Origin of the sequence: Rhizobium sp. YJ-22, from assembly GCF_029601685.1 — a bacterium.
Classification (GTDB): domain Bacteria; phylum Pseudomonadota; class Alphaproteobacteria; order Rhizobiales; family Rhizobiaceae; genus Metarhizobium.
In genome coordinates, this window is sequence record NZ_JARRIR010000006.1 from 75625 (window position 1) to 96613 (window position 20989).

General features: G+C 63.9%; 20 protein-coding genes. 10 read left to right on the forward strand and 10 right to left on the reverse strand.

Annotated features, from left to right (window positions below; all coding sequences use genetic code 11):
* Positions 1–21 precede the first annotated feature (21 nt).
* The 9 genes from P7F60_RS15320 to P7F60_RS15360 all read right to left on the reverse strand — a co-directional run bounded on the left by P7F60_RS15320 (position 22) and on the right by P7F60_RS15360 (position 9665).
* On the reverse strand, positions 22–915 hold the full coding sequence (locus P7F60_RS15320; protein WP_277918606.1) for an ROK family protein: 894 nt from the start codon (positions 913–915) through the stop codon (positions 22–24).
* Positions 916–925: 10 nt separating this feature from the next.
* Positions 926–2494: an FGGY-family carbohydrate kinase gene (locus P7F60_RS15325; RefSeq protein WP_277918607.1), complete on the reverse strand. Its 1569-nt coding sequence runs from the start codon at positions 2492–2494 to the stop codon at positions 926–928.
* Positions 2495–2549: 55 nt separating this feature from the next.
* The gene (locus P7F60_RS15330) at positions 2550–3326 is read right to left on the reverse strand and encodes a glucose 1-dehydrogenase (protein WP_277918608.1); all 777 of its coding nucleotides are present in this window, start codon (positions 3324–3326) and stop codon (positions 2550–2552) included.
* 20 nt (positions 3327–3346) lie between these two features.
* Entirely contained in the window at positions 3347–4075 is a 729-nt protein-coding gene (locus P7F60_RS15335) for an SDR family oxidoreductase (protein ID WP_277918609.1), read from the reverse strand.
* Positions 4076–4112: 37 nt separating this feature from the next.
* On the reverse strand, positions 4113–4877 hold the full coding sequence (locus P7F60_RS15340) for an SDR family NAD(P)-dependent oxidoreductase (protein WP_277918610.1): 765 nt from the start codon (positions 4875–4877) through the stop codon (positions 4113–4115).
* A 25-nt stretch (positions 4878–4902) separates the two neighbouring features.
* Entirely contained in the window at positions 4903–6192 is a 1290-nt protein-coding gene (locus tag P7F60_RS15345; protein WP_277918611.1) for a D-tagatose-bisphosphate aldolase, class II, non-catalytic subunit, read from the reverse strand.
* Complete coding sequence (locus tag P7F60_RS15350; protein WP_277918612.1) at positions 6189–7190, reverse strand: sugar kinase; 1002 nt, start codon at positions 7188–7190, stop codon at positions 6189–6191. The genes P7F60_RS15345 and P7F60_RS15350 overlap by 4 nt, the downstream gene beginning before the upstream one ends.
* Positions 7191–7456: 266 nt before the next feature.
* Positions 7457–8656 carry an ROK family transcriptional regulator gene (locus P7F60_RS15355; protein WP_277918613.1) on the reverse strand — a complete coding sequence of 400 codons (1200 nt, stop codon included), beginning with the start codon at positions 8654–8656 and terminating at the stop codon, positions 7457–7459.
* Between the two features lie 124 nt (positions 8657–8780).
* A complete protein-coding gene (locus P7F60_RS15360; protein ID WP_277918614.1) occupies positions 8781–9665 on the reverse strand; it encodes a sugar phosphate isomerase/epimerase in 885 nt (294 codons plus the stop codon).
* A gap of 484 nt (positions 9666–10149) precedes the next feature.
* Between P7F60_RS15360 and P7F60_RS15365 the strand changes: the two genes are divergently transcribed.
* The 10 genes from P7F60_RS15365 (at position 10150) to P7F60_RS15410 (ending at position 19707) form a co-directional block, all read left to right on the forward strand.
* Complete coding sequence (locus P7F60_RS15365; RefSeq protein WP_277918853.1) at positions 10150–11535, forward strand: extracellular solute-binding protein; 1386 nt, start codon at positions 10150–10152, stop codon at positions 11533–11535.
* A gap of 166 nt (positions 11536–11701) precedes the next feature.
* Positions 11702–12580: a sugar ABC transporter permease gene (locus tag P7F60_RS15370; RefSeq protein WP_277918615.1), complete on the forward strand. Its 879-nt coding sequence runs from the start codon at positions 11702–11704 to the stop codon at positions 12578–12580.
* Entirely contained in the window at positions 12580–13416 is an 837-nt protein-coding gene (locus P7F60_RS15375; protein ID WP_277918616.1) for a carbohydrate ABC transporter permease, read from the forward strand. Before P7F60_RS15370 ends, P7F60_RS15375 begins: the two co-directional genes overlap by 1 nt.
* A gap of 4 nt (positions 13417–13420) precedes the next feature.
* Positions 13421–13639: a DUF2160 family membrane protein gene (locus P7F60_RS15380; RefSeq protein ID WP_277918617.1), complete on the forward strand. Its 219-nt coding sequence runs from the start codon at positions 13421–13423 to the stop codon at positions 13637–13639.
* 5 nt (positions 13640–13644) lie between these two features.
* Positions 13645–14688 (forward strand): NAD(P)-dependent alcohol dehydrogenase, encoded by a 1044-nt coding sequence (locus P7F60_RS15385; protein ID WP_277918618.1) that lies wholly within the window; start codon positions 13645–13647, stop codon positions 14686–14688.
* A gap of 11 nt (positions 14689–14699) precedes the next feature.
* Complete coding sequence (gene ugpC, locus P7F60_RS15390; RefSeq protein ID WP_277918619.1) at positions 14700–15764, forward strand: sn-glycerol-3-phosphate ABC transporter ATP-binding protein UgpC; 1065 nt, start codon at positions 14700–14702, stop codon at positions 15762–15764.
* 224 nt (positions 15765–15988) lie between these two features.
* Positions 15989–17395, forward strand: coding sequence for an FGGY family carbohydrate kinase (locus P7F60_RS15395; protein ID WP_277918620.1), 1407 nt, complete (start codon positions 15989–15991; stop codon positions 17393–17395).
* Entirely contained in the window at positions 17392–18162 is a 771-nt protein-coding gene (locus P7F60_RS15400; RefSeq protein WP_277918621.1) for a DeoR/GlpR family DNA-binding transcription regulator, read from the forward strand. The genes P7F60_RS15395 and P7F60_RS15400 overlap by 4 nt, the downstream gene beginning before the upstream one ends.
* Positions 18163–18241: 79 nt before the next feature.
* Positions 18242–18913 (forward strand): class II aldolase/adducin family protein, encoded by a 672-nt coding sequence (locus P7F60_RS15405; protein ID WP_277918622.1) that lies wholly within the window; start codon positions 18242–18244, stop codon positions 18911–18913.
* Between the two features lie 20 nt (positions 18914–18933).
* Positions 18934–19707, forward strand: a complete 774-nt coding sequence (locus tag P7F60_RS15410; protein ID WP_277918623.1) for a glucose 1-dehydrogenase — start codon at positions 18934–18936, stop codon at positions 19705–19707.
* Here P7F60_RS15410 and P7F60_RS15415 read toward each other — a convergent pair.
* The gene (locus tag P7F60_RS15415) at positions 19694–20893 is read right to left on the reverse strand and encodes an ROK family transcriptional regulator (RefSeq protein ID WP_277918624.1); all 1200 of its coding nucleotides are present in this window, start codon (positions 20891–20893) and stop codon (positions 19694–19696) included. The two genes, P7F60_RS15410 and P7F60_RS15415, sit on opposite strands and share 14 nt — an antisense overlap.
* Positions 20894–20989 lie beyond the last annotated feature (96 nt).

The window sequence follows — 20989 nt, forward strand, 5'->3', positions numbered from 1 at the left end:
CTTTCAATGCGGGAGGAAGGATCAGGCCCAGAGGCGCGCGGCGCCACGCACGCCGCTGGAATCACCGTGCAAGGCGCGGCGGATCGGGGTGTGGAAGACGGTGGAGAAGGTGCGCCGCGCCAGCGCCGGCGGCAGGTCGTCATAGAGCTCCTCGACATTCGACATGCCGCCGCCCATCACCAGAATATCGGGATCGAGTGTGTTGACCACTGTCGCCAGTCCGCGCGCCAAGCGATCAACATAGCGCTCCCAGAGCATCCGCGCCAGCCGGTCGCCAGCGCGCATCTTCTCGACGACCTGCCATGCCTTCAACTCCTCGCTTGTATGGCGGGCATATTCGGCCTCGAAGGCGCGGCCGGAGACCCAGGTTTCCATGCAGCCATGCCGGCCGCAATAGCAGGGGCGGCCGGGAATTTCGGTGATATCGGGAAAGGGCAGCGGATTGTGGCCCCATTCGCCGCCGCTGTTGTTCGGCCCGTGATGGGCGCGACCGTTGATCGCAATGCCGGCGCCGGCGCCCGAACCGAGAATGACGGCGAAGACGACGTTATAGCCGGCCCCTGCGCCATCGGCGGCTTCCGAGGCGGCGAAACAATCGGCGTCGTTTTCGACGCGAATATCGCGGCGGATTGCATTCCGCAGATCCTTCTCCACCGGCTGGCCGAGCAGCCAGGTGGAGCTTGCGCCCTTGCCGAGTCGGCTGACCGGCTCCAGGCTGCCGGGAATACCGATGCCGATCGAGCCGATGCGGCCGGTCGCCGCCTCCAGTTCGCCGATCAGATCGACGATCATGCGGATGCAACCGGCATAGTCGTGGCGCGGCGTATCGCGGCGCAGGCGCCCCAGTTCGCGTCCGTCCCGCTCCATGGCGATGGCCTCGATCTTCGTGCCGCCCCAATCGATTCCGATCAGCATGTCTTTCCCCTCACATGTCCAGAGCGCCGAGCGCGTGCATCGCCTCGCGCAGCGTCGCATCCGCCGATACCAGTCGGAAAATCGCATAGAGCCGTTCATAGACCGCGACAGCCTCGGGCCTTGGCATGTAACAGGTAAATTCCCGCGCGCCAAAACGGGCGGCCCCCTCCCGGAAATCGGCAACGATCCCTGCGGCCACCGCGCCATGGATGGCGGCGCCGACGCAAGTTGTATTGCGGATCGCCGGCACCTCCACCGGGCGGGCGAAGACATCGGCGATCATCTGCACAAGGAAGGGATTGCGCTCGGCAAGGCCGCTGGTCATCAGGACGCGCTCGATGCGCAAGCCGCCCGACAGCATCAGGTCGAAGACATGGCGGGCGCCGAAGCAGAGGCTTTCCATCAGGGCGCGGTAGATTTCGGCCGGCGTCGTCTTGCGCGTCAGGCCGAGCAGCAGGCCGGACAAGGCGGCATCGCCATGCGGCACGCGATTGCCGTTCCACCAGTCGAGCGCAAGCAGCCGTCCCTCCCCCGGACGCAAGGCTTCCGCCTCGGCATTCAGGCGCGCAAAACCGGATGCGAGATCACCATCGTCGGCAAATTGGCGCACAAACCAGCCGAGGCAATCGCCGAAGGAAGGCTGGCCGGCCTCGTAACACCACAGGCCCGGCAGCGAGCTGTCCCGCGCCACGCCCTCGATGCCCTGTGGCAGCGGCTGGAAATTTTCACTGAGCATCAGATAGGCGGCCGAGGTGCCGAGCGCACCGACAAACGTGCCGCCACCGACCGCGCCGACGGCCGGCAGAACCACATGCGAATCGATGACGGCGACAGCCACCGTGCAGGGGCCGAGAATACCGGTCTCCGCCAGCCAGGCCGGCGACAACAGGCCCGCCGCCTGCCCAACCGGCAAAGGCGGCGCCAGCCGTTCGCCAAGGCCTTCGACGAGATCGTCTGGATAGCCCGTTTCAGGGGAATATTGCGCCTTGTAGGTGGCGAAGCCGTAGCTGCGCGCCTCATGGCCGGTCAATTGCCAGACCATCCAGTCGCCGCCTTCGATGAAGCGGGCGGTCTCGCCCCAGAGCGCGGGTGCCTCGGCGCGCATCTGCGCCGCCTTGGCGATCAGCCATTCGCCGGAAATGCGTCCACCGAAATGGGCGAAACGCTCGGCATGGGCGGCACTCAGCGCTTCCGCATGGACTTGCGCGGCCTGGTGCTTGTAGAGTTTGACATAGGCGTGCGGCGCGCCGGGGTGCAACACCGAGAGCGGCGTGCCTTCCGCCGTCACCGGCAAGGGCGAACTGGCCGTGAAATCGAGGCCAATCGACAGGATGCGTCGCCCCTTGCCCAGCGCCGTCAGGATCGTTCGCGCCGAGGCGACATAATCGGCAGCATCCTGCAGCGACCAGGCCGGCGGTAAGGGCGTGCCGTTCGGCAGGCATGCATCCATGATGCCATGCGCGTAGGCATCGATATGGATTGCCACCTCGGCGCCGGTCGCGGCGTCGAGCAGGGTGCCGCGCGCCGATTCCGAGCCGAAATCCAGCCCGACGATATAGCTTGGCTGTCCGTCGTTCATGCCGCCCCTCGAATGCAGGATTGCACCCGCTGGAAGACCAGCGGATGCGGCATCCTTACCAGCAGGTATAGCCGCCGTCGACCGGCAGGATGGCGCCGGTGATCAGGCTGGCGGCCTCGCTGGCGAGGAACAGCACGGCGGCGGCGACTTCGTCGGCCTGGCCCATTCGGCCCATCGGCGTATCGCGCAGCCAGCCCTCGATGCGGTCCCTGTTGGCGGGATTGGCGCTCACCATCGGCGTTTCGATATAGGTGGGCGCGACGGCGTTGACGCGAACATTGTATTGCGCCCATTCCGCCGCCATCGAGCGGGTCATGTGATGTACCGCCGCCTTGGAAACGTTGTAGGGCGTCTGCGGCTGCGGCCGGTTGGCGATGGTGCCGGACATGGAGCCGAGATTGACGATGGCCCCCCGCTTCGCCTTGACCATATGGCTGCCGAAAGCGCGCGAGCACCAGAAGACGCCGTTGATGTTGACGTTCATCATCCGCAGCCATTGCTCGTCGGTGACGGCTTCCGAGGGCGTACCGCTCTCTCCGATGCCGGCATTGTTGACGAGGATGGTGGCCGGTGTGCCGCGTGCGGCGAGATGATCGGCGACCTCTGTCATGCGGGCGGAATCGGTGACGTCACCGACGATCAGCTCGGCCTTGAAGCCCTTGGCAAGCAGGCTATCCAGCCCCTCCTTGCCCATCTCTTCCTTCGGCTCGATGATGACGACATGGGCGCCGGCTTCCGCCAGCGCCAAGGCCGTCTGCAGGCCGATGCTACGGCCGCCACCGGTGACGACGGCCACTTCCCCTTCGGCCTGGAACCGCTTCTGAAACGACATATGATGATCTCCTAAAAGCCTCAGATATCCTGGCTGGCCGGCAGGATGACGATATCACGGATATTGACGTTGCGCGGCCGCGTCAGCATGAACATCAGGGCCTCGGCGACTTCCGAAGGCTCGATCAGGCTGCCGTTGGCCTTGGCCTTTTCGAGGTTCTCCTTCGGCCAGTCCTTCAGAAGACCGGTGATGACAGGCCCCGGCGCAATCGAGCTGACGCGGATGCCATGCTTGATGAGCTGGCGACGCAGCGTATAGACCAGCGTCAGCACCGCATGCTTGGAGGCGGAATAGACCGGCTCCCAGGCGATATGCTCATGGCCGGCGACCGAGGTGGTGACGACGATATCGCCGGTCTTGCGCTCGATCATATGCGGCAGCACCGAATGCACTGTGCGATAGACGGCATTGACGTTGAGGTTCAGCATCCGGTCGAAATCGTCCGGATTGCCGTCGACCAGATCGCCGCCGATATAGCTTCCGGCATTCGCATGGAAGACGTCGAGACGGCCGGTGCGGGCGAGGATGGCCGGCATCATCCCATCCATGCTCCTCGTATCGAGCAGATCGACGACCAGCGGAATTGCCTTTTCGCCCAGCTCCGCCGCGATCGCCTGCAACTGCGCCTCGTCGCGGTCGATGAAAAACACCGTCGCGCCCGCCTCGACGCAGGCCTTGCCGCAGGCAAGGCCGATGCCGGCCGCCGCCCCGGTAATGGCCACCACCTTGCCGTCAAGCGATTCCGCCATGATCTTTCCTCCTGGTTTGCAATGATGTTTTCGGATGTCAGCGGGTCACATAGCCGCCATCGGCGACCAGGACCGTGCCAGTGCAATAACCCGATGCCGGTGAGCACAGGAACAGGATGGCATTGGCCATCTCCTCCGGCTTGCCGTAACGCCCCATCGGGGTGCCCGCCGTCCAGACGCGGTTCCACTCCTCGTTGGTCAGGCGCACGTCGGTCATGTCGGTTTCGATATAGCCTGGTGCGAGCGCATTGACGCGGATGCCGAATTCGGCGAATTCGCTGGCCATGCTCTTGGTCATCATGTGAACGGCCGCTTTCGAGGCGTTATAAGCCGCCTGGATCTGCGGGATATTGCTGATCAGGCCGGAGATCGAGCCGACATTGAGGATGACGCCGGAGCCTTGCGCCTTCATCGGCGCCACCGCCTCGCGTGAGAAGCGGAAGACCTGGACGACGTTGGTCGAGATCATGCGTTCGAGCCGTGCATCGTCGAAATCGGGCGTCGCGCCATGATCGGCGATGCCGGCATTGTTCACGAGAATATCGAGGCGGCCATATCTGTCGAGCGTCGACTGGATCAGTCGCTGCGGCGTTGCCGGATCGGTCGCATCGGCGGCAATGAAGACGTAGTCGGCGCCGGCCTCTTTCAGCAAGCGGTCGGCTTCCAGGTTTTCCCGCCGGGCGGTGAGAACCAGTTTCGCTCCCGCCTCGGCGAATTGCAGGGCGGTCGCAAGGCCGATGCCGCGGTTGCCGCCGGTGATCAATGCGGTTTTGCCATCCAGTCTGAAATCGCTGAGCGCCATGAATTCCTCCCGAAAACTCTTGTGGTCACTGTTGCTTGTCGCCGCCGTGGCAGGCGGCGTGATAATCCTTGACGACCCGCTCGACCGCCTCTTGCGCGACCGCCGCCGGATCGAGCCGCTGCCCGGCGAGATCGAGCCGCGACGGCAGATGCTGGCGCAGCAGCGTCACGGGCACGACATGCCCGGAAAGCGCCTGGAACAGCCGCTCGACGGCGACCTGGACTGGCGGTTTCGCCCAATAATAGCGGCTGCGGTCCGAATAGGAGTAGTGCCGCTGCAGCCGCTGCTCGGCCGGCGGGCCACCATAATGGCGGTTCCAGTCCGCCGGTTCGGACATCATGGCCGTTTCCAGCGCGTGATACAGCGGCCGCTCGCCATACCCCTCGACCAGATCGCTTGCGATGAGATCGAGCGCGTAGAGCGCCTCGCGCAGCGCAAAGGTCAGTTCCGGCCCAACCTTGAGGATCGAAAACCCGTCCTCGACAAGTGCTCTCAGCGGCGGCCGCCCCTGATAATCGGTCGAATGCGCCTCGAAGACGAATTGCGGCTCCCGCGCCAGCACCTCGGACAGGGAGGCGGCCTTGGCGCGATCATAGAGGATAACGTTCCCGTTGCCGAATTCGACACCCGGCTGCACCACCAGCGCGATGACGCGCGCGAAGGCATCGGTGAGCCCTGCCGCCTCGAACACCCGGCGATGGACATCGATGGTCTTTTTCGCTGCCGCCGCGCCGGTCGGCTCGATCACGCTCAGCACATGATCGGCGCCACCCGGCGGCGGCACTTCTGTGCCGATGATATAGACCGGCGGCGTCACGCCATGTTTTCGGGCCGCTTTCTCAGCGGCGGCGGCAAGGCGGGCGGCGCGATGGGCCGTGGTTTCGTCATCCAGCCCGTCTGGCTCGCCGGCGCAGCCCATGGAGGCGTCGAGATGGATCTTGGTGAAGCCGGCGGCGACATAGGCAGTCACCATTGCCTCCGCCTCGCGCATCGCGCTTTCCGCATCCTGTTTACGCCAGGGATTGGGGCCGAGATGATCTCCGCCGAGCAAAATCCTTTCACGCGGAAGATCTTCGTCAGCGGCAATCGCATGGACGAGCGCGGCGAAATCTGCGGGCAGCATGCCGGTATAGCCGCCGCGATGATTGACCTGGTTGCAGGTCGCCTCGATCAGCACCGCCGTACCCGCGCGCACCGCATGGGCGATGGCGGCGCGCAGCACCAGCGGGTGGGCCGAGCAGATGGCGGCGATGCCCCGTTTAGGGCGCCCCTGCCGAAATTGGCCAGCAAGAGCGCCCAGGGAGGAACCGGTCATGTGCGCCTCCGCGTCGAGGCGATGAAGGCGTCGAGTTCGGCAATCGTCCCCGCGCCCTCCATCGGCCCCTGCGCCGTGACGTTGCGGGCGCCGGCGGCATTGGCATATTCCAGCGCCTCGTCCGGGGCCATGCCGAGCCGGCGGCAGGCGACATAGGCGCCGCCGAAACAATCGCCGGCCCCGGTCGGGTCGGTCTCGGTGACGGCAAAGCCGGCGCAATCGAAGCGGCTTCCATCGGCGCGGAACACGCTTGCGCCCCGCTCGCCGCGCTTCATGGCGATCTCGCTCACACCTCTGGAAAACAGCGCCTCAACCGCCGCCGTCTCATCGCCTTCGACGCCGGCGGCGAGGAACAGTTCGTTGCCGGAGGGCAGAAGCAGGTCGGCGCCGGCAATCGCCCGCGCGAAGCGTTCGGCCGTCTGGCCATGTTGCAGCAATTCCTTGCGCATGTTCGGATCGACCGAGACGCTGCCGCCGCGCGAGCGGATAACCCCCACCGCCTCCTCCAGCATGTCGGCGACGACTGGAATGGCGAAGGCGGTGCCCATGATGTGGATATGGCCGGCGCGCGCGATCAGCGCCCGCGCCTGCGGCGTCAGCGACAACCGCGCCGCCGCCGACTTGCCGATGTTGAAGACGAAATCGCGCGATCCGTCCACGCGGTAGCGCACGAAGGCGCTGCCGGTCGGATAGTCCCGATCGATGGCGATGGCCGAGACGTCGACGCCGTCGCGCGCCAGCCGCTCGATATTCATGCGGCCGAAATCGTCGTCGCCGACGCAGGCGACGATGCCGGCCGACCCTCCGGCCCGCGCGCACTGGTCGATGAAGATCGCCGGCGCGCCGCTGGCATAGGGACCGGTCAGTCCGATCGGCTCGAGAAAACCTTTGCCCCGCTCGACCGCCATGATCTCGACGAGGATCTCCCCGATCGTGATCGTCGGTCCCAGCGCGTCAGGGCTCGGCCCGCGCCCGGCGAATGATTGGTCTGCGCCCATCCGTTCACTTCTGAAAAAAGCAGCCCTCGCAACAAGCCAACGCCCAGCGCCGCCGAATACGGCAACGGCAGCCTCGACATCAGCTCAAACGACCGGGTTATCCTCCGAATACCGATCATGCTAAACATAATTGTATCCTTAAGCAACATATTATCTGGAAACATTTCGAGAAGCGTGAGAAAATCGGTTCCGCAACGCACAACTTCGCCATCGCACAGCAACATTCCATGCTGCTTTGCACATCACACAACAAATTGAGAAGGCGATCAGTCTTCTTCGCTGAAGCGATTGCTTTCTAGCGACAGGTAGCGCTGATGCAACATGCAGGCGGCGCCGAAGGCGGGGCCGAAATTCGCTTCGGCATTCAACTGCACGTTCGGCAGCGGGAAATTCATATCCTGCGCCGCCTGCATATGGGCGGCAAGGCGAGCGGCGACCAGTGGGTAGAGTTGCGCCACCGAGCCGCCGAGCACGATGCGGTCGGCATCGATGACACGACAGGTCTGGACCAGCGCGTAAGCCAGCGCCTTGGCCCAGTTTTCGGCAATCGACACCGCCTCGGGCACGCGATCGCGCACATCGGCCAGAAAATCCTCAAACGTCGCCTCGCGCCGGCCGGTGACCGTGCGATATTCCGAAAGAATATTGGTCAGGCCAACGATCTGCTCGAGGTTGCGGCCCTTGGCCGGTGCGCCCTCCACCTGCATATGGCCGATTTCACCGGCCAGTCCATGGCCGCCGCGAAACAGGATTCCGTCGACGAGAATGCCGCTGCCGACGCCGCTTTCCATGACCACGAACAGCGTCACGCCGGCATGAATGGGCCTATCGCCGTAGCCGGCGCCGATGGCGAAGGCATTGGCGTCGTTCTCGACCATCAGCGGTATCTGGAACGGCAGGCTCTGGCGCACCAGCTCGATCAGGTTGACGTTCTTCCAGCCGAGCAGCGGCGCCGAGTGGATGGTGCCGTTGAGATTGAGCTGCGACGGGGTCGAGATGCCGATGCCTTCGCAGCGCTCCAGCCGGTCGGGCGACAGATCGGAACAGGCGAGTGCAATCGCATGCCGCACTGCCTCCTCGACACCGTGCGCCGGGCCGTCGAACGGCTCCGACCGGGTGCGGATGATGGCGGCGCGCAGGTCGATTTCGGTGGCGGTGATATGCTCGACGCCGATCTCGATGCCGAGGAAAAACACCGCATCCGGCACCAGTTCCAGCATGACGCCGGGGCGGCCGGCGCGGGAATAGGTCTGGCGCGCCGCCTTCTCCTCGTTGACCTCGCGCACCAGCCCGGCCGCCGTCAGTTCGGCGATGATATGCCCGGAGGAGGACCGGTTGAGATTGAGGATACGGGCGAGATCGGCTCTGCTGAGCCGGTCCGCCCGGTGCAACGCCCGCAACGCCGCGATCTCGTTTGTCTGGCGGATTTTTCGGGGCGAGCTTGCAAGAAGGGTCAATTCTTTCACGGTCGGGGTTCCGCGTCCGGCTGGCATGTCGCCCGCGACGGCTGCGATACCGTCGCGGCCGCTGCCGGCGTATTTCTGTTACGGTCGGTTTACAGCCCTTTCCGCAACAGGCCAATCCTCTTCTTCAGGGCCGCGCATTGGTGGCGCGGCGACGCTTGGCCTCGGCCATCTTGAGGTCGATAAACTGTTTTGCGTGCTCGGCCAGCGGCTTGTTGTCGGTCCAGGTGTCGCGCCAGATGGCGCAGGCGACCGTCAGCCCCTCGTCGACCACAGCGCTGGAAAAGGATTCGAAGGTGATGTCCCTGCTGTAATCGATATCCAGCAGCGCGTCGAACATCAGGTCGAAATTGATCGTTCCGTCACCGAGATAGCCGCGATTGCTTTCGCCGATGTGGAAATAGCCAAGCTTGTCGCCGGCAAGGCGGATGGCGGCGGCCGGATTGGCCTCCTCGATGTTCATGTGGAAGGTATCGAGATGCAGGCGCACGCTCTCCGAACCGGTTTGCCTGATGAAGTCGAGGCCTTGCGCCGTGGTGTTGAGCAGGTTGGTCTCGAAGCGGTTGACGACCTCCAGCACTAGGTCGACGCCAGCTTTTTGGGCGATGTCGCCGGCCTTGGCGATGGCGGCGATGCTGTTCTTGCGGCCGCGATCGGTCGGCACGCGCGCATACTTCGTGTGGGCCGAATAGAGGATGCCGCCAAGCTTGGAGCCGCCGATATCGCGCACCGCCTGCACCGCATCGGCCAGGATCGCCTCACCGCGCTTCACCGCATCGCCGTCCTCGCTCGATACGTCGCCGGACGGCGGCAGGCCCATGGTCACGGCGATATCGAGATCGAGCGATTTTGCCCGCTGGCCGAGGCGGTCGAGATTGAACTTTTCCGGTTTGAGATAGGCGAGTTCGATCAGGCGATAGCCGCAGGCGGCCGATTTTTCCATGGCCGCGATCAAGGAGTCCTCGGTCGCCCCGTCCGTCCAGACGAATGAATGAATGCCGAGCCTTGCCATGCTTCCCTCCCCAAAAAACCATATTTGATGCCAAAAGCAACAAAATACTTTTGATCTGGCTTGTCAAGATTATCGGAACCGAATGCCTGGGAAATTCCCACCTCGCCATTCTCGTGCCCACCGATGCCGCAACGCAGCAGAAAAACAGGGATTAAACCGATCATATCGCGCAGATGGTGCGCAGATTATATCAACTGCAACTGAGAAGCGAATTCCGGCCACCTGTTCGGCGGCACTACAAATTCAAGCCGAAATTTATGCACTGGCAATATTTGAAAGTTTGCACAACAAATATTGCCAGGCGGCGATATATCGGCTAGAGAGAATGCAGGACATCCGGCCGAGAGGGGCCGCGGGATGTCTGGCGGCCCGCGATTTTAGAGGAGAACGCGGGACAGCCGTCTCAATCTTTATCTTTATCCCTGGGAGGAAAGTGATGAACGTAAGATTGAAATTCGGCGCAGCAGCGCTGATCGCCGGCCTGATGGCCAGCACCGTGCCGGCCTTTGCCGACTTCTGGTCGGATGCCGGGGCGAAGTTCAAGGGCGTCACCCTGCATGGCGTCACCGAAAGCACGCCGCCGTCCAACTACATCAAGGATGTTCTCGCGCCCGAATTCGAAAAGAAGACCGGCATCAAGGTTGAGATCGAAACCACGTCCTGGGACCAGATGTACGACAAGGCCATCAAGGACATGGAAGCCAAGACCGGCATCTATGACATGGTCTATATCGAGCAGGACATCATCTACGCCTATCTTGCCCGCAACTTCCTGGTCGACATCACCAAGTCGCTGAAAGACGATCCGTCCCTGAAGGCGCCGGATTACGACGAGTCGCATTTCACCACCTTCGCCAACTACTTCAAGGGCGAGAACGGCGACCTGTTCGGCGTTCCGATGGAAGCCTTCATCAAAATCTATCTCTACCGCAAGGATCTGTTCGACGATCCGAAGATCAAGGACGCTTTCAAGGCCAAGACCGGCAAGGATCTGGCGCCCGCCAAGACGCATGAGGACTATACCCAGATCGCTGAATTCTTCACCGAATACGGCAAGGCCAATGGCATGGATCTCTGGGGCACCACCGCCCAGGCGCATACCGGCCACCCGGCATCCTGGTACGAATTCTTCGAATCCGTCGCGCCGACCTTCGGCGTCTACAACTGGGGCATCGACGCCAAGAACAATTATGCCGCTTCCGTCGCCAATGGCGGCACGATGAACAGCGACAAGTCGAAGGCGGCGCTGAAATACTGGCTGCACCTGCGTGACATCGCCCCGCCGGAATCGGCCGCCAGCACCTGGACGGAAGTCGCCAGCACCTTTGCCGCCGGCCGCGCCGCCCAAGGCCTGGTCTATGGCGAAAACGCCGCCTGGATCGCGTCGGACGCGGACAAATCCAAGGTAGTCAACAATGTCGGCGTGGCCCTGCCGCCCGTCTCTGACGGCGTCATGGCCGATGCCGAATCCGGCAAGGGCTATATCGGCTATTACGACGGCGGCGCCTTCGGCCTGCCGGTAACCTCGAAGAACAAGGAAGCCGCCCTGCTCTTCCTGCAATATATCGGCCAGGATTCGGTCCAGAGCGGCTGGGCCGTCGCCGCGCCGCGCATCACCAACACCGCGACCTATGAGGATCCCGGCGTCAAGGACATGGATGCCAAGCTCGGCGGCTACTATACCATGCTGAAGAACGACGGCAAACTGTTCGCCGGCGCGCCGCCCTATCCGTTCCATGCCCAGGTGCGTGAAGCCACCGCGCCGATCTTCTACAGAATCCTGACCGGCGAAGTCGGCCCCGACGAAGGCCTGGACCAGATGGCGGACACGGCCGAAAAGGAACTGAAGAACCTCGGCTACCGCAAATAACCTCCCACCGCCGGGGGCGCCGCATACGGCGGCGCCCCCTTGCCCGCTCAGGAAGTGACGTCGGCCGTTCGCCGGTGCCGCTTCCGTTCGCATGCAGCAGATTCAAATAGATACGGTATCGTTTGCGTCGGCGATGACGCTTCGGGCCGTCGGGGGAGGCTTCATCATGGGATCGAACAGAACAGGCTGGCTCCTGCTGGCCCCGACGCTGATCATTCTCGGCGGTTTCGGTATCGTGCCCTTCATCTACGTTCTCTGGGTCTCCTTCCATCAATGGAACCCGTTCGGCGCCAATCCGGCGATGATCTACAACGGCGCGGATAACTTCCGGAGACTGGTCTTCGACACCGAATTCCTGCAATCGGTCTGGTTCACGATGCAGTTCGGCTTTTTCGCCGTCGTCAGCGAGATCGTCATCGGCTATCTTCTGGCGCAGTTGCTGATGCGGGACTTTCCGGGAAAATCCATCTTCCGCACCATTCATACCCTGCCGCTGATCGTCGCGCCGATCGTAGTCGGCTCGGTCTGGCGGCTGATGACCACGCCGAGCATCGGCATCATTCCCTATTATCTGAACCACTGGTTCGGTTATCAGATGAACATCGGCTCCAGCGCCACCGCAGCCTTCGTCACCACTGTCGTCATGGACATCTGGCACTGGACGCCGCTGGTGACGCTGACGCTGCTCGCGGCCATCGTCGGTCTTCCCAAGGACCCCTTCGAGCAGGCGCAGATCGACGGCGCCAACCGCTGGCAGATCTTCTGGCACATTACGCTGCCGATGATCCGCCCGGCCATCCTCGCCACCGTCTTTATCCGCCTGATGGACGCATTGCGCACCGTCGACGAAATCTGGATGCTGACCGGCGGCGGACCGGGTGCGGCCACCCGTTACGTCGGCCTGCATATCTGGAAGATCGTCTTCCCGAAAACCGATTACGGCTACGGTTCGGCGATCTCGGTCATCGTCCTGTATCTGACGCTGGTGATGTGCTGGCTGCTCTATGTCGGCCTCGTCGCCCCGCGCGTGAAGAGGAGCACGTGATGCAGAAGAACAATCCCGCCCTGATGACGCTGCTTTGGATTCTCCTGAGCCTTGCGACGCTGTTCCCGATCTACTGGCTGTTCGTCATCTCGGTCAAACCGGCCGTCGACCTGTTCACGACGCCGAGCATCATTCTCGAGAAAGCCTATTGGGCCAATTATGCCAAGGTGCTGACTGACACGACGCTGCGGCGCTACATGATCAATTCGCTGATCATTTCCAGCGGCAACGCGCTGCTCGTCACGACACTGGCCTTCATGGCCTGCTACGCGCTGTCGCGTTACAATCTCGCAGGCAAGGAGAACATCTTCTTCTGGACGATCACCAACCGCATGGCGCCGGCGGCCGTCTTTTTGCTGCCCTTCTTCCTGCTGTTCACCCAGGTCTTCGCCATCGGCGACTACAAGCTCTACGATACGCGCATCGGCATGATCCTGCTCTATTGCACGTTCAACCTGCCTTTCGCCATCTGGACGCTCAGGCCGACCATCGACGGCATCCCGCGCGAATTGGACGAGGCGGCGACGGTCGACGGCGCCTCCACCTGGCAGGTCATTCGCGAAGTGGTGTTTCCGCTGGCGCGTCCGGGCCTGGCGGTCACGCTGATCCTCACCTGGGTCTTCGCCTGGAACGAATTCCTGCTGGCGGCGACGCTGACGAGCTTCAACGCCCGCACGATCACCACCGGCCTTTCCGAATACGTGACCACCACCGGCACCGAATGGGGCACGATGGCATCCATCGCCATCATCACCCTCATCCCGGCGCTCATCGTCTTCACGGTCGTGCAGCGGCACATCATCGCCGGCCTGACCTTCGGCGCGGTGAAGGAGTAGTCTCATGGAGCACAATATCGAAGAAGAAACCCCGGCACCGCGTGGCCCCAAGCATGGCTTCCTGCCTATCGTCACCAACTGGTTCGACCGGCTGTTCATCGGCATCTACCTGTTCGTGGCGCTGGAGCTTCTGTGGATGCGCTTCCTGGAGCAATCCATTCCGCTCACCGTCTGCCATGTGCTGGCGATCGCGCTCGGCGCGCTGATCGTCTGGAAAGGGTGACTCGGATGAAGGCTCTCGTCCTCGAAGAAAAACTGAAGCTTTCATTGCGCGACTTCCCCATCGAACAGGAAGACGTCATGGGGCAGCATGATGTGCGCATCAAGCTGCACACCGTCGGTATCTGCGGCTCGGACGTGCATTATTACACGCATGGCGGCGCCGGCATCTTTCAGGTGAAGGCGCCGATGATCCTCGGCCACGAAGCCTCCGGCACCGTGATCGAAACCGGAGCCAAAGTGACGACGCTGAAGGTCGGCGACCGCGTCTGCATGGAGCCCGGCATTCCCGACCCTATGAGCCGGGCGACCCGCCTCGGCCTCTACAATGTCGATCCCGCCGTCCGCTTCTGGGCGACGCCGCCGGTGCATGGCGTGCTGCGCCCCACCGTCGTTCACCCGGAAGCCTTCACCTTCAAACTGCCGGATACCGTCTCCTTCGCGGAAGCCGCGATGGTCGAGCCGCTGGCGGTCGGCGTGCATGCGGCAACCAAGGCGCAGGTGCGGCCGGGCGATATCGCGCTGGTGATCGGCGCCGGTCCCATCGGCCTGGTCACGGCGCTGTCGGCGCTGGCGGCCGGCTGCGCCCGCGTCTTCGTCAGCGATGTCGACGACAGCAAGCTGGAGATCGCCGCCCGCCTCGGGCCGATCACGCCGATCAACGTCGCGCGCAGCGACCTGACGCAGGAGATCCGCAAGGCGACGGATGGCTGGGGCGTGGAAATCGTCTTCGAATGCTCCGGCAGTCCCAAGGCGGCGGAGGGCGTGTTCGATCCGCTCTGCCCGGCCGGCCGGGTGGTGTTCATCGGCTCGCAGATCCACGACATCGCTTACAATGTCGGCAAGGCGATGGTGCGCGAGGCGCGGGTGGAGCATGTGTTCCGCTATGCCCATGTCTTTCCGCGTTGCGTGGCCATGCTCGCCTCCGGCGCGATCGACGTCAAACCGTTGATCACCCGCACCTTCGGTTTCGACGACAGCGTCGAGGCCTTCGAAATCGCCGCATCCGCGCCCAAGGGCGAAGTGAAGATGCAGATCGCGCTGCCGCAGTAAGGGGAACGACCATGGCAGAAGTCACCATCAAGAACATCGTCAAGCGTTACGGCGAGCTTGAAGTCATCCATGGCGTCAACGTCGATATCGCGGATGGCGAATTCGTCGTCCTCGTCGGCCCGTCGGGCTGCGGAAAATCGACGCTGCTGCGCATGATCGCCGGTCTGGAGCCGATTTCCGGCGGCGATCTCAGCATCGGCAAACGCATCGTCAACACCATGCCGCCCAAGGATCGCGACATCGCCATGGTGTTCCAGTCCTACGCGCTTTATCCGCACAAGACGGTGGCGGAAAACATGGGCTTTTCGCTAAAGATCAAAGGCGCGCCGAAAGCCGAGATCGACGCGAAAGTGCGCCAGGCGGCCGGCGTTCTCGACCTGACGAAACTGCTCGACCGTTATCCGCGGCAATTGTCGGGCGGCCAGCGCCAGCGTGTGGCCATGGGCCGCGCCATCGTGCGCAATCCGCAGGTCTTCCTGTTCGACGAGCCGCTGTCCAACCTCGACGCCAAGCTGCGCGTCGCCATGCGCGTCGAGATCAAGGAGCTGCATCAGCGCCTGAAGACCACCACCATCTATGTCACTCATGACCAGATCGAGGCCATGACCATGGCAGACAAGATCGTCGTCATGAAGGACGGCTATGTCGAACAGATCGGCGCGCCGCTGGATCTCTATGACAACCCCGCCAACGTCTTCGTCGCCGGCTTCATCGGCTCGCCCTCGATGAATTTCTTGCGCGGGCGCATCCGTTCCGAGGGAGGCGTGCAGCGCTTCGTCTCCGATCACGGCTCGGTGCTGCCGGTCAAGCCTATCGAGGTCGAGGACGGGCGCCCGGTGATCTACGGCGTGCGCCCGGAGCATATCGGCCTAGGCGCCGAAGGCCTCGCCGTCAAGGTTGCGGTGGTCGAGCCGACGGGCGCGGAAACCCAGCTCTTCGCCCGGGCCGGCGAGGACACCATCGACGCCCTGCTGCGCGACCGCGTCGGCGTGCGCGCCGGTGAGGCGGTCAACTTCGTTATCGATCCGCAAAAGGCGCATGTCTTCGACCAGCAGACGACGAAGCGCCTGAGCTGAGGCGAAGCCTCTTCGAAAGAGGTTGCGGGCCACACCCCGCATCCTTCAGACCATCAAAAAAGCCTGACCGCGCATGACGCGGAGGCTTATGTGAGGTTTATCATTATCCTGAGAATGCGAGGTGCTGTCCTCGCATTCTTATGTTTCCATCGTGATGCAATTCCCCCTTCCCGGAATCGCTCCCCATGTTGCCAACCACGCGCGATCCGTGGGAAAAGCGGACAATGAACACAGACGCCACACGCTGCCTGGTTTTCGATCTCGGCGCCGGTTCCGGCCGCGCCATGCTGGTCGAGTTTACCGGCGATTCCCTCGCCGTCCGTGAATTGCACCGTTTCTCCGGTTACGAGGTGCGGCTGGACGACGGCCCGGCATGGGATGTCGAGGCAATCCGAGCCGGTTTGCGCGAAGGCCTGCGCCGGGCGGCGGACGGCCCTGCCATCCGCTCGCTCGCCGTCGATAGCTGGGGCGTGGATTTCGCGCTTGTCGACCAAAGCGGCCGGTTGGTCGACCAGCCGCGCACCTATCGTCACCCGCGCGGGCAGCGCGGCATGAACGCGCTCGAGGCACATCACGCCCGCATCGCCACCCGTACCGGTGTGCAAATCCTGCCAATCATCACGCCTTTTCATCTTCAGGACTGGGCGAAACATCATCCGACCCTGCTCGACGCAACCGAGCGTTTCCTGATGACCTCGGACTTCTATGCTTTCGACCTTTCCGGGATCGCTGCCTGCGAGAACACGCTGGCGCGCACCTCCGGGCTGGTGAACGTCCATTCGGGCGATTGGGATGCGGAGGTGCTGCATCTTGCCGGCCTGCCGGGCCGGATGTTTCCGCACATCGTGCCCTCAGGGACGCCACTCGGCCGCTTGAAGCCGGAGTTGGCGACCGGACCGGCGCTGGAAAACACTGAGGTGATCGCTGCCGCCGGCCATGACACCGCCTGCGCCGCCTTTGCACTGGCCCCGCGAGCGGGCGAGGCTTTTGCCGTCTGCGGCTCTTGGATCCTCGTCGGCGTCGAGGTGCCGGAAGGACATCTGCCCGAAGCCGCCATCGGGCTCGGCCTTGGACTGGAAGGCGGCATCGGCGGGCGGGCCATCCTCACCCGCAGCCTGCCCGGCCTGTTCCTGATGCGCCGCCTGCGCGATAGCTGGAAGGCACGCAGCGGCGAGGATGTGGATTTCGCCACGCTCGGGCGGCAGGCCCGCGAGGCCGATCCGGCAACGCCGGCCATCGACGTCACCCACGGCCTGTTCTTCGATCCGCAGGACATGGTCGGCGCGATGCAGGATTTTAATCCCATGCTGAAGGGCCGCCCCATCGGCGATCTCGCCCGCGCGCTCTATCTCGGGCTGGCTCGGGCCGTCACAAATAGCATCGCCGAACTCTCGCAATTTTCCGAAAAACCCATCGAGGCCATCCGGGTCGGGGGCGGTGGCGGGCAGGACGCGGCTTGGCGGCATTTCCTGGAAGCCGCGAGCGGCTGCCATGTGCAGGCCGGGCTGGTGGAGGCGAGCGTCGTCGGCAATGCGCTGATCCAGCTCGTCGGCCTCAAGGCGCTGCCCTCCTTCGAGGCGGCGCAGGCGCTCGCCCGCCGCGCCACCGATAGCGGAGCCTGGCGCGCATGAGCCTGCTTCCGGAAGAACGCGCCGAAGCCATCCTGCGGGTGCTCTCCCGTGACGGCCGGTTGCTGGTGGAAGCCGCCTCCCGCGAACTCAACGTGTCAGGCGAAACCATCCGCCGCGATCTCAAGCGGCTGGAAACCGCAGGCTTGCTGAAACGCAGCCACGGCGGCGCCGTGCCGGTGCCGCCGCGCCAGGCCGAGGATTTGTCCTATCCGGCCCGCTCGGTGCTGAACATCAGCGCCAAGCGCCGCATCGCCAGCGCCGCCGCGCGCCACATCGCCGACAATCAGGCGCTGATGGTCGACAGTTCCTCCACCGCGCTGGAAGTGGTGCGGGCGCTGAAGGGCCGCAAGGGCCTGACCATCGTCACCAATTCGGTGGCGCTGCTCACCGATCCCGCCTCGCTGCCGCACCGGCTGATCTCGGTCGGCGGCGAGCGCCATCCCGAGGTCATGACCTTTCACGGGCCGCTGGCGGTGGAGGCCGCGCGGCGTTTCCACGCCGATCTCGCCATCATTTCCGTCAAGGCGCTGTCGAAACGCTCCGGCCTGATGGTCGCCAATGCCGAGGAGGCCGAACTCAAGCGCATCTTCCTCGAAAATGCCGAGCGCAGCCTGCTGCTGGTCGATGGCGACAAGTTCGACGGCTCCGGCCTCGTCTCCGTCGCCCCGCTGGAGGCCGTCTCCGCCCTGATCACCGACCGCGAGCCCTCAGGCGAATGGCGAACGCTGATCGAAAAGGCCGGCGTGGCGCTGGAAATCGCCTCATGACTATATATGTTGTTTTGTGTTGATTTCTGTTGATTTGAGAATCCGTCTGTGAGATCGTGCCTTCAACGAGGAGGCACGCATGCAAGACACGAAAGACCTGCGCGAATTCATCTGCGATATCGGCCGCCGCGCCTGGCAGAAGGGCATGGGGGCTGCCAATGACGGCAACATCTCCATCCTGCTCGACGACGACACAGTGCTCTGCACCCCGACCGGCGTCTCCAAGGGTTTCATGACCCCCGACATGATCTGCCGCATCGACCGCGCCGGCCATTCCGTCGATGGCGGCGCGTGGAAACCCTCCACCGAAACCAAGATGCATCTCTGCGTCTATGACAACCGGCCGGATGCCCGCGCCGTCGTCCATGCGCACCCGCTTTATGCGACGGTGCATGCCATCTGCGGCAAGCCAATCACCCAGCAGATCATGCCGGAATCGACCATGTTCCTCGGCGAGGTGCCGCTTTCGCCCTATGCGCTACCGTCGTCGGAGGATCTGTCGAAGGCGATTGCGCCCTATCTCGAAAGACACGACGCCATCCTGCTCGAAAACCACGGGGCGCTGACCTGTGGCCACGACCTGCAATCGGCCTGGTTCAAGATGGAGGCGCTCGATTATTACGCCAAGGTCGTCTATCTCGCCGCCGGCTATGGCGGCGCCCATGAATTCGACCAGAGCGAGGTGGAGCGTCTGGTCGAGCTGAAGCGCACCCGCTTCCCCTCGCCCGGCCGGCACCCCTTTATCCCCTAAGCATTCCCGGGAGGAAAACCATGTATACGCAAAAACTGCGCCTCGACGGGCGCGTGGCGGTCGTCACCGGCGGCGGGCGCGGCATCGGGCTGGCGATCTCAGAAGCGCTGGCCGAATTCGGCGCGCGCGTCATCATCGCCGATATCGATCTCGACATTGCCCGCGCCGGCCAGCAGCGGCTCGCCAATCTCGGCCATGAGGCCGATATCCGTGCGGTCGACGTCACCAAGCCGCAGGAGGTCGAGGAACTGGCCGCCGCCCTCGTCGCTGAATACGGCAAGGTCGATATCCTCGTCGCCAATGCCGGCATCGCCCGCTCAGGGACAGCGGCGGAGGATGTCACGGACGAGCACTGGCTGCATGTCAACGACGTCAATTACAACGGCGTCTTCTGGTGTAACCGCGCCTTCGGCCGCCACATGCTGAAGGCCGGGCGCGGCGCCATTGTCAATATCGGCTCGATGTCCGGCTATATCTCCAACCGGCCGCAGAAGCAGACCTATTACAACGCCTCCAAGGCCGCCGTGCATCAGATGACCTCGTCGCTGGCCGCCGAATGGGCCGATCGCGGCGTGCGCATCAATGCCGTCGCGCCGACCTATATCGAAACGGAAATGACCAGTTACCGCCATGACAATGACGGCATGATCGAGGTCTGGCTGCGCGACACGCCGATGCATCGCATGGGCAAGCCGGACGAGATCGCCTCCGTGGTGCATTTCCTCGCCAGCGATGCGTCGAGCCTGATGACAGGCGAAACCGTGCTGGTCGATGGCGGCTTCACCTGCTGGTGAGGTTTTCGGCGCCGAAGACGATCTCCTGATCGACGCTGAGCAGGCGCTTGTGCAACAGGCAGGCGGCCCCGATGGCCGGGCCGCCATGTCCCAGCTCCGAAAGCACGATCTCCGGCAGCGGTTGGCCGTTCAGCACATGCCGCGCCATGGCCGCCGCCACCGCCTCGCGACAATGGCCATAGAGCGCCGCGACCGGCCCCCCGAGCACGATCCGGCCGGGATCGAGGATATTGGCGAGCGCCGCCAGCCCAAGGCCGAGATAATGTGCCCAATCCGCAAGCGTCACCTGCGCCGCCCCTTCCCCCGTTTCCAATAATCCAAGAAATCCAGCAATATCGCCGGCACCGCCACCGTGAAAACGATGCCGTGCCAGCACCGCCTCCCGGCCGACAAAGGTTTCGAGCGAACCGGGCAAGGTCGCCATATCGACAAAACCCTCCTGCCCGACGAGGATATGGCCGAATTCGCCGGCATAACCGCCATGGCCGCGCAGGGTCTCGCCGCCGGCAAGGATCGCGCCGCCGAGGCCGGCATCGAGGAAGACGTAAAGCTCCATCGGGCCGGGCCGGGCCGGCTGGCGATAGACCTCGGCCATGGCGAAGGCATTGGCATCGTTCTCCGCCGTCAGCAGTGGCGGCTGCGGCAGGTGTGCGGCGATCATCGGCAGGATGGCAACGTCGCGCCAGCCGAGCAGCGGCGCGCGCATCACCCGCCCTTCGCGGTCGACGGCGCCGGGGACAGCGACGCAGATGCCGTGCAGCCGGTCGTAGCCGCCGAGCGCCTTGCAGAGGCCGTCGACCTGATCCGCGACGCGCGCGGCCAGTCTTTCCGGCGCGGTCTCCGTCGCCGCAAAGGTCTCGTGCCGCTCCGCCACGACACAGGCTGCGAAATCCAGCGCCACGACGCTCAAGCGCCCGACGCCAAGCTCGACGCCGATGAACAGCCCATGCTCGCCGCGCAGCCGCACCAGCGTGCCGGGCCTTCCGGCACGGTTGTCGCGGGCATCCTGCGCCTCGTCCTCGATGACGAGGCCCTCCGTCGTCAGCGTGTTGACGATGCTGCTGGCGGTCGAACGCGTCAGGCCGAGTTGCCGGGCGAGATCGGCGCGGCTCATCCCGCCCCGACGCAGCAGGGCTTCCAGCGCGCGGATCTCGTTGATGTGCCGGACGGCGCGCGGCATCGACATGGCCTGGTCTCCCTTGCTTCCTGCATTGACAAATGCACGAGTTCATGTTTGTTTTCAAACCAAACAAATTAGAAATCGACGGGCGAAAACCTTCGA

Coding starts and splice junctions, on each gene's coding strand:
- P7F60_RS15345 (WP_277918611.1), bottom strand. CDS start 6,192: ATGACCGGTTCCTCCCTGGGCGCTCTTGCTGGCCAATTTCGGCAGGGG.
- P7F60_RS15335 (WP_277918609.1), bottom strand. CDS start 4,075: ATGGCGGAATCGCTTGACGGCAAGGTGGTGGCCATTACCGGGGCGGCG.
- P7F60_RS15410 (WP_277918623.1), top strand. CDS start 18,934: ATGTATACGCAAAAACTGCGCCTCGACGGGCGCGTGGCGGTCGTCACC.
- P7F60_RS15370 (WP_277918615.1), top strand. CDS start 11,702: ATGGGATCGAACAGAACAGGCTGGCTCCTGCTGGCCCCGACGCTGATC.
- ugpC (WP_277918619.1), top strand. CDS start 14,700: ATGGCAGAAGTCACCATCAAGAACATCGTCAAGCGTTACGGCGAGCTT.
- P7F60_RS15365 (WP_277918853.1), top strand. CDS start 10,150: ATGGCCAGCACCGTGCCGGCCTTTGCCGACTTCTGGTCGGATGCCGGG.
- P7F60_RS15405 (WP_277918622.1), top strand. CDS start 18,242: ATGCAAGACACGAAAGACCTGCGCGAATTCATCTGCGATATCGGCCGC.
- P7F60_RS15320 (WP_277918606.1), bottom strand. CDS start 915: ATGCTGATCGGAATCGATTGGGGCGGCACGAAGATCGAGGCCATCGCC.
- P7F60_RS15360 (WP_277918614.1), bottom strand. CDS start 9,665: ATGGCAAGGCTCGGCATTCATTCATTCGTCTGGACGGACGGGGCGACC.
- P7F60_RS15400 (WP_277918621.1), top strand. CDS start 17,392: ATGAGCCTGCTTCCGGAAGAACGCGCCGAAGCCATCCTGCGGGTGCTC.
- P7F60_RS15330 (WP_277918608.1), bottom strand. CDS start 3,326: ATGTCGTTTCAGAAGCGGTTCCAGGCCGAAGGGGAAGTGGCCGTCGTC.
- P7F60_RS15380 (WP_277918617.1), top strand. CDS start 13,421: ATGGAGCACAATATCGAAGAAGAAACCCCGGCACCGCGTGGCCCCAAG.
- P7F60_RS15385 (WP_277918618.1), top strand. CDS start 13,645: ATGAAGGCTCTCGTCCTCGAAGAAAAACTGAAGCTTTCATTGCGCGAC.
- P7F60_RS15375 (WP_277918616.1), top strand. CDS start 12,580: ATGCAGAAGAACAATCCCGCCCTGATGACGCTGCTTTGGATTCTCCTG.
- P7F60_RS15325 (WP_277918607.1), bottom strand. CDS start 2,494: ATGAACGACGGACAGCCAAGCTATATCGTCGGGCTGGATTTCGGCTCG.
- P7F60_RS15350 (WP_277918612.1), bottom strand. CDS start 7,190: ATGGGCGCAGACCAATCATTCGCCGGGCGCGGGCCGAGCCCTGACGCG.
- P7F60_RS15395 (WP_277918620.1), top strand. CDS start 15,989: ATGAACACAGACGCCACACGCTGCCTGGTTTTCGATCTCGGCGCCGGT.
- P7F60_RS15415 (WP_277918624.1), bottom strand. CDS start 20,893: ATGTCGATGCCGCGCGCCGTCCGGCACATCAACGAGATCCGCGCGCTG.
- P7F60_RS15340 (WP_277918610.1), bottom strand. CDS start 4,877: ATGGCGCTCAGCGATTTCAGACTGGATGGCAAAACCGCATTGATCACC.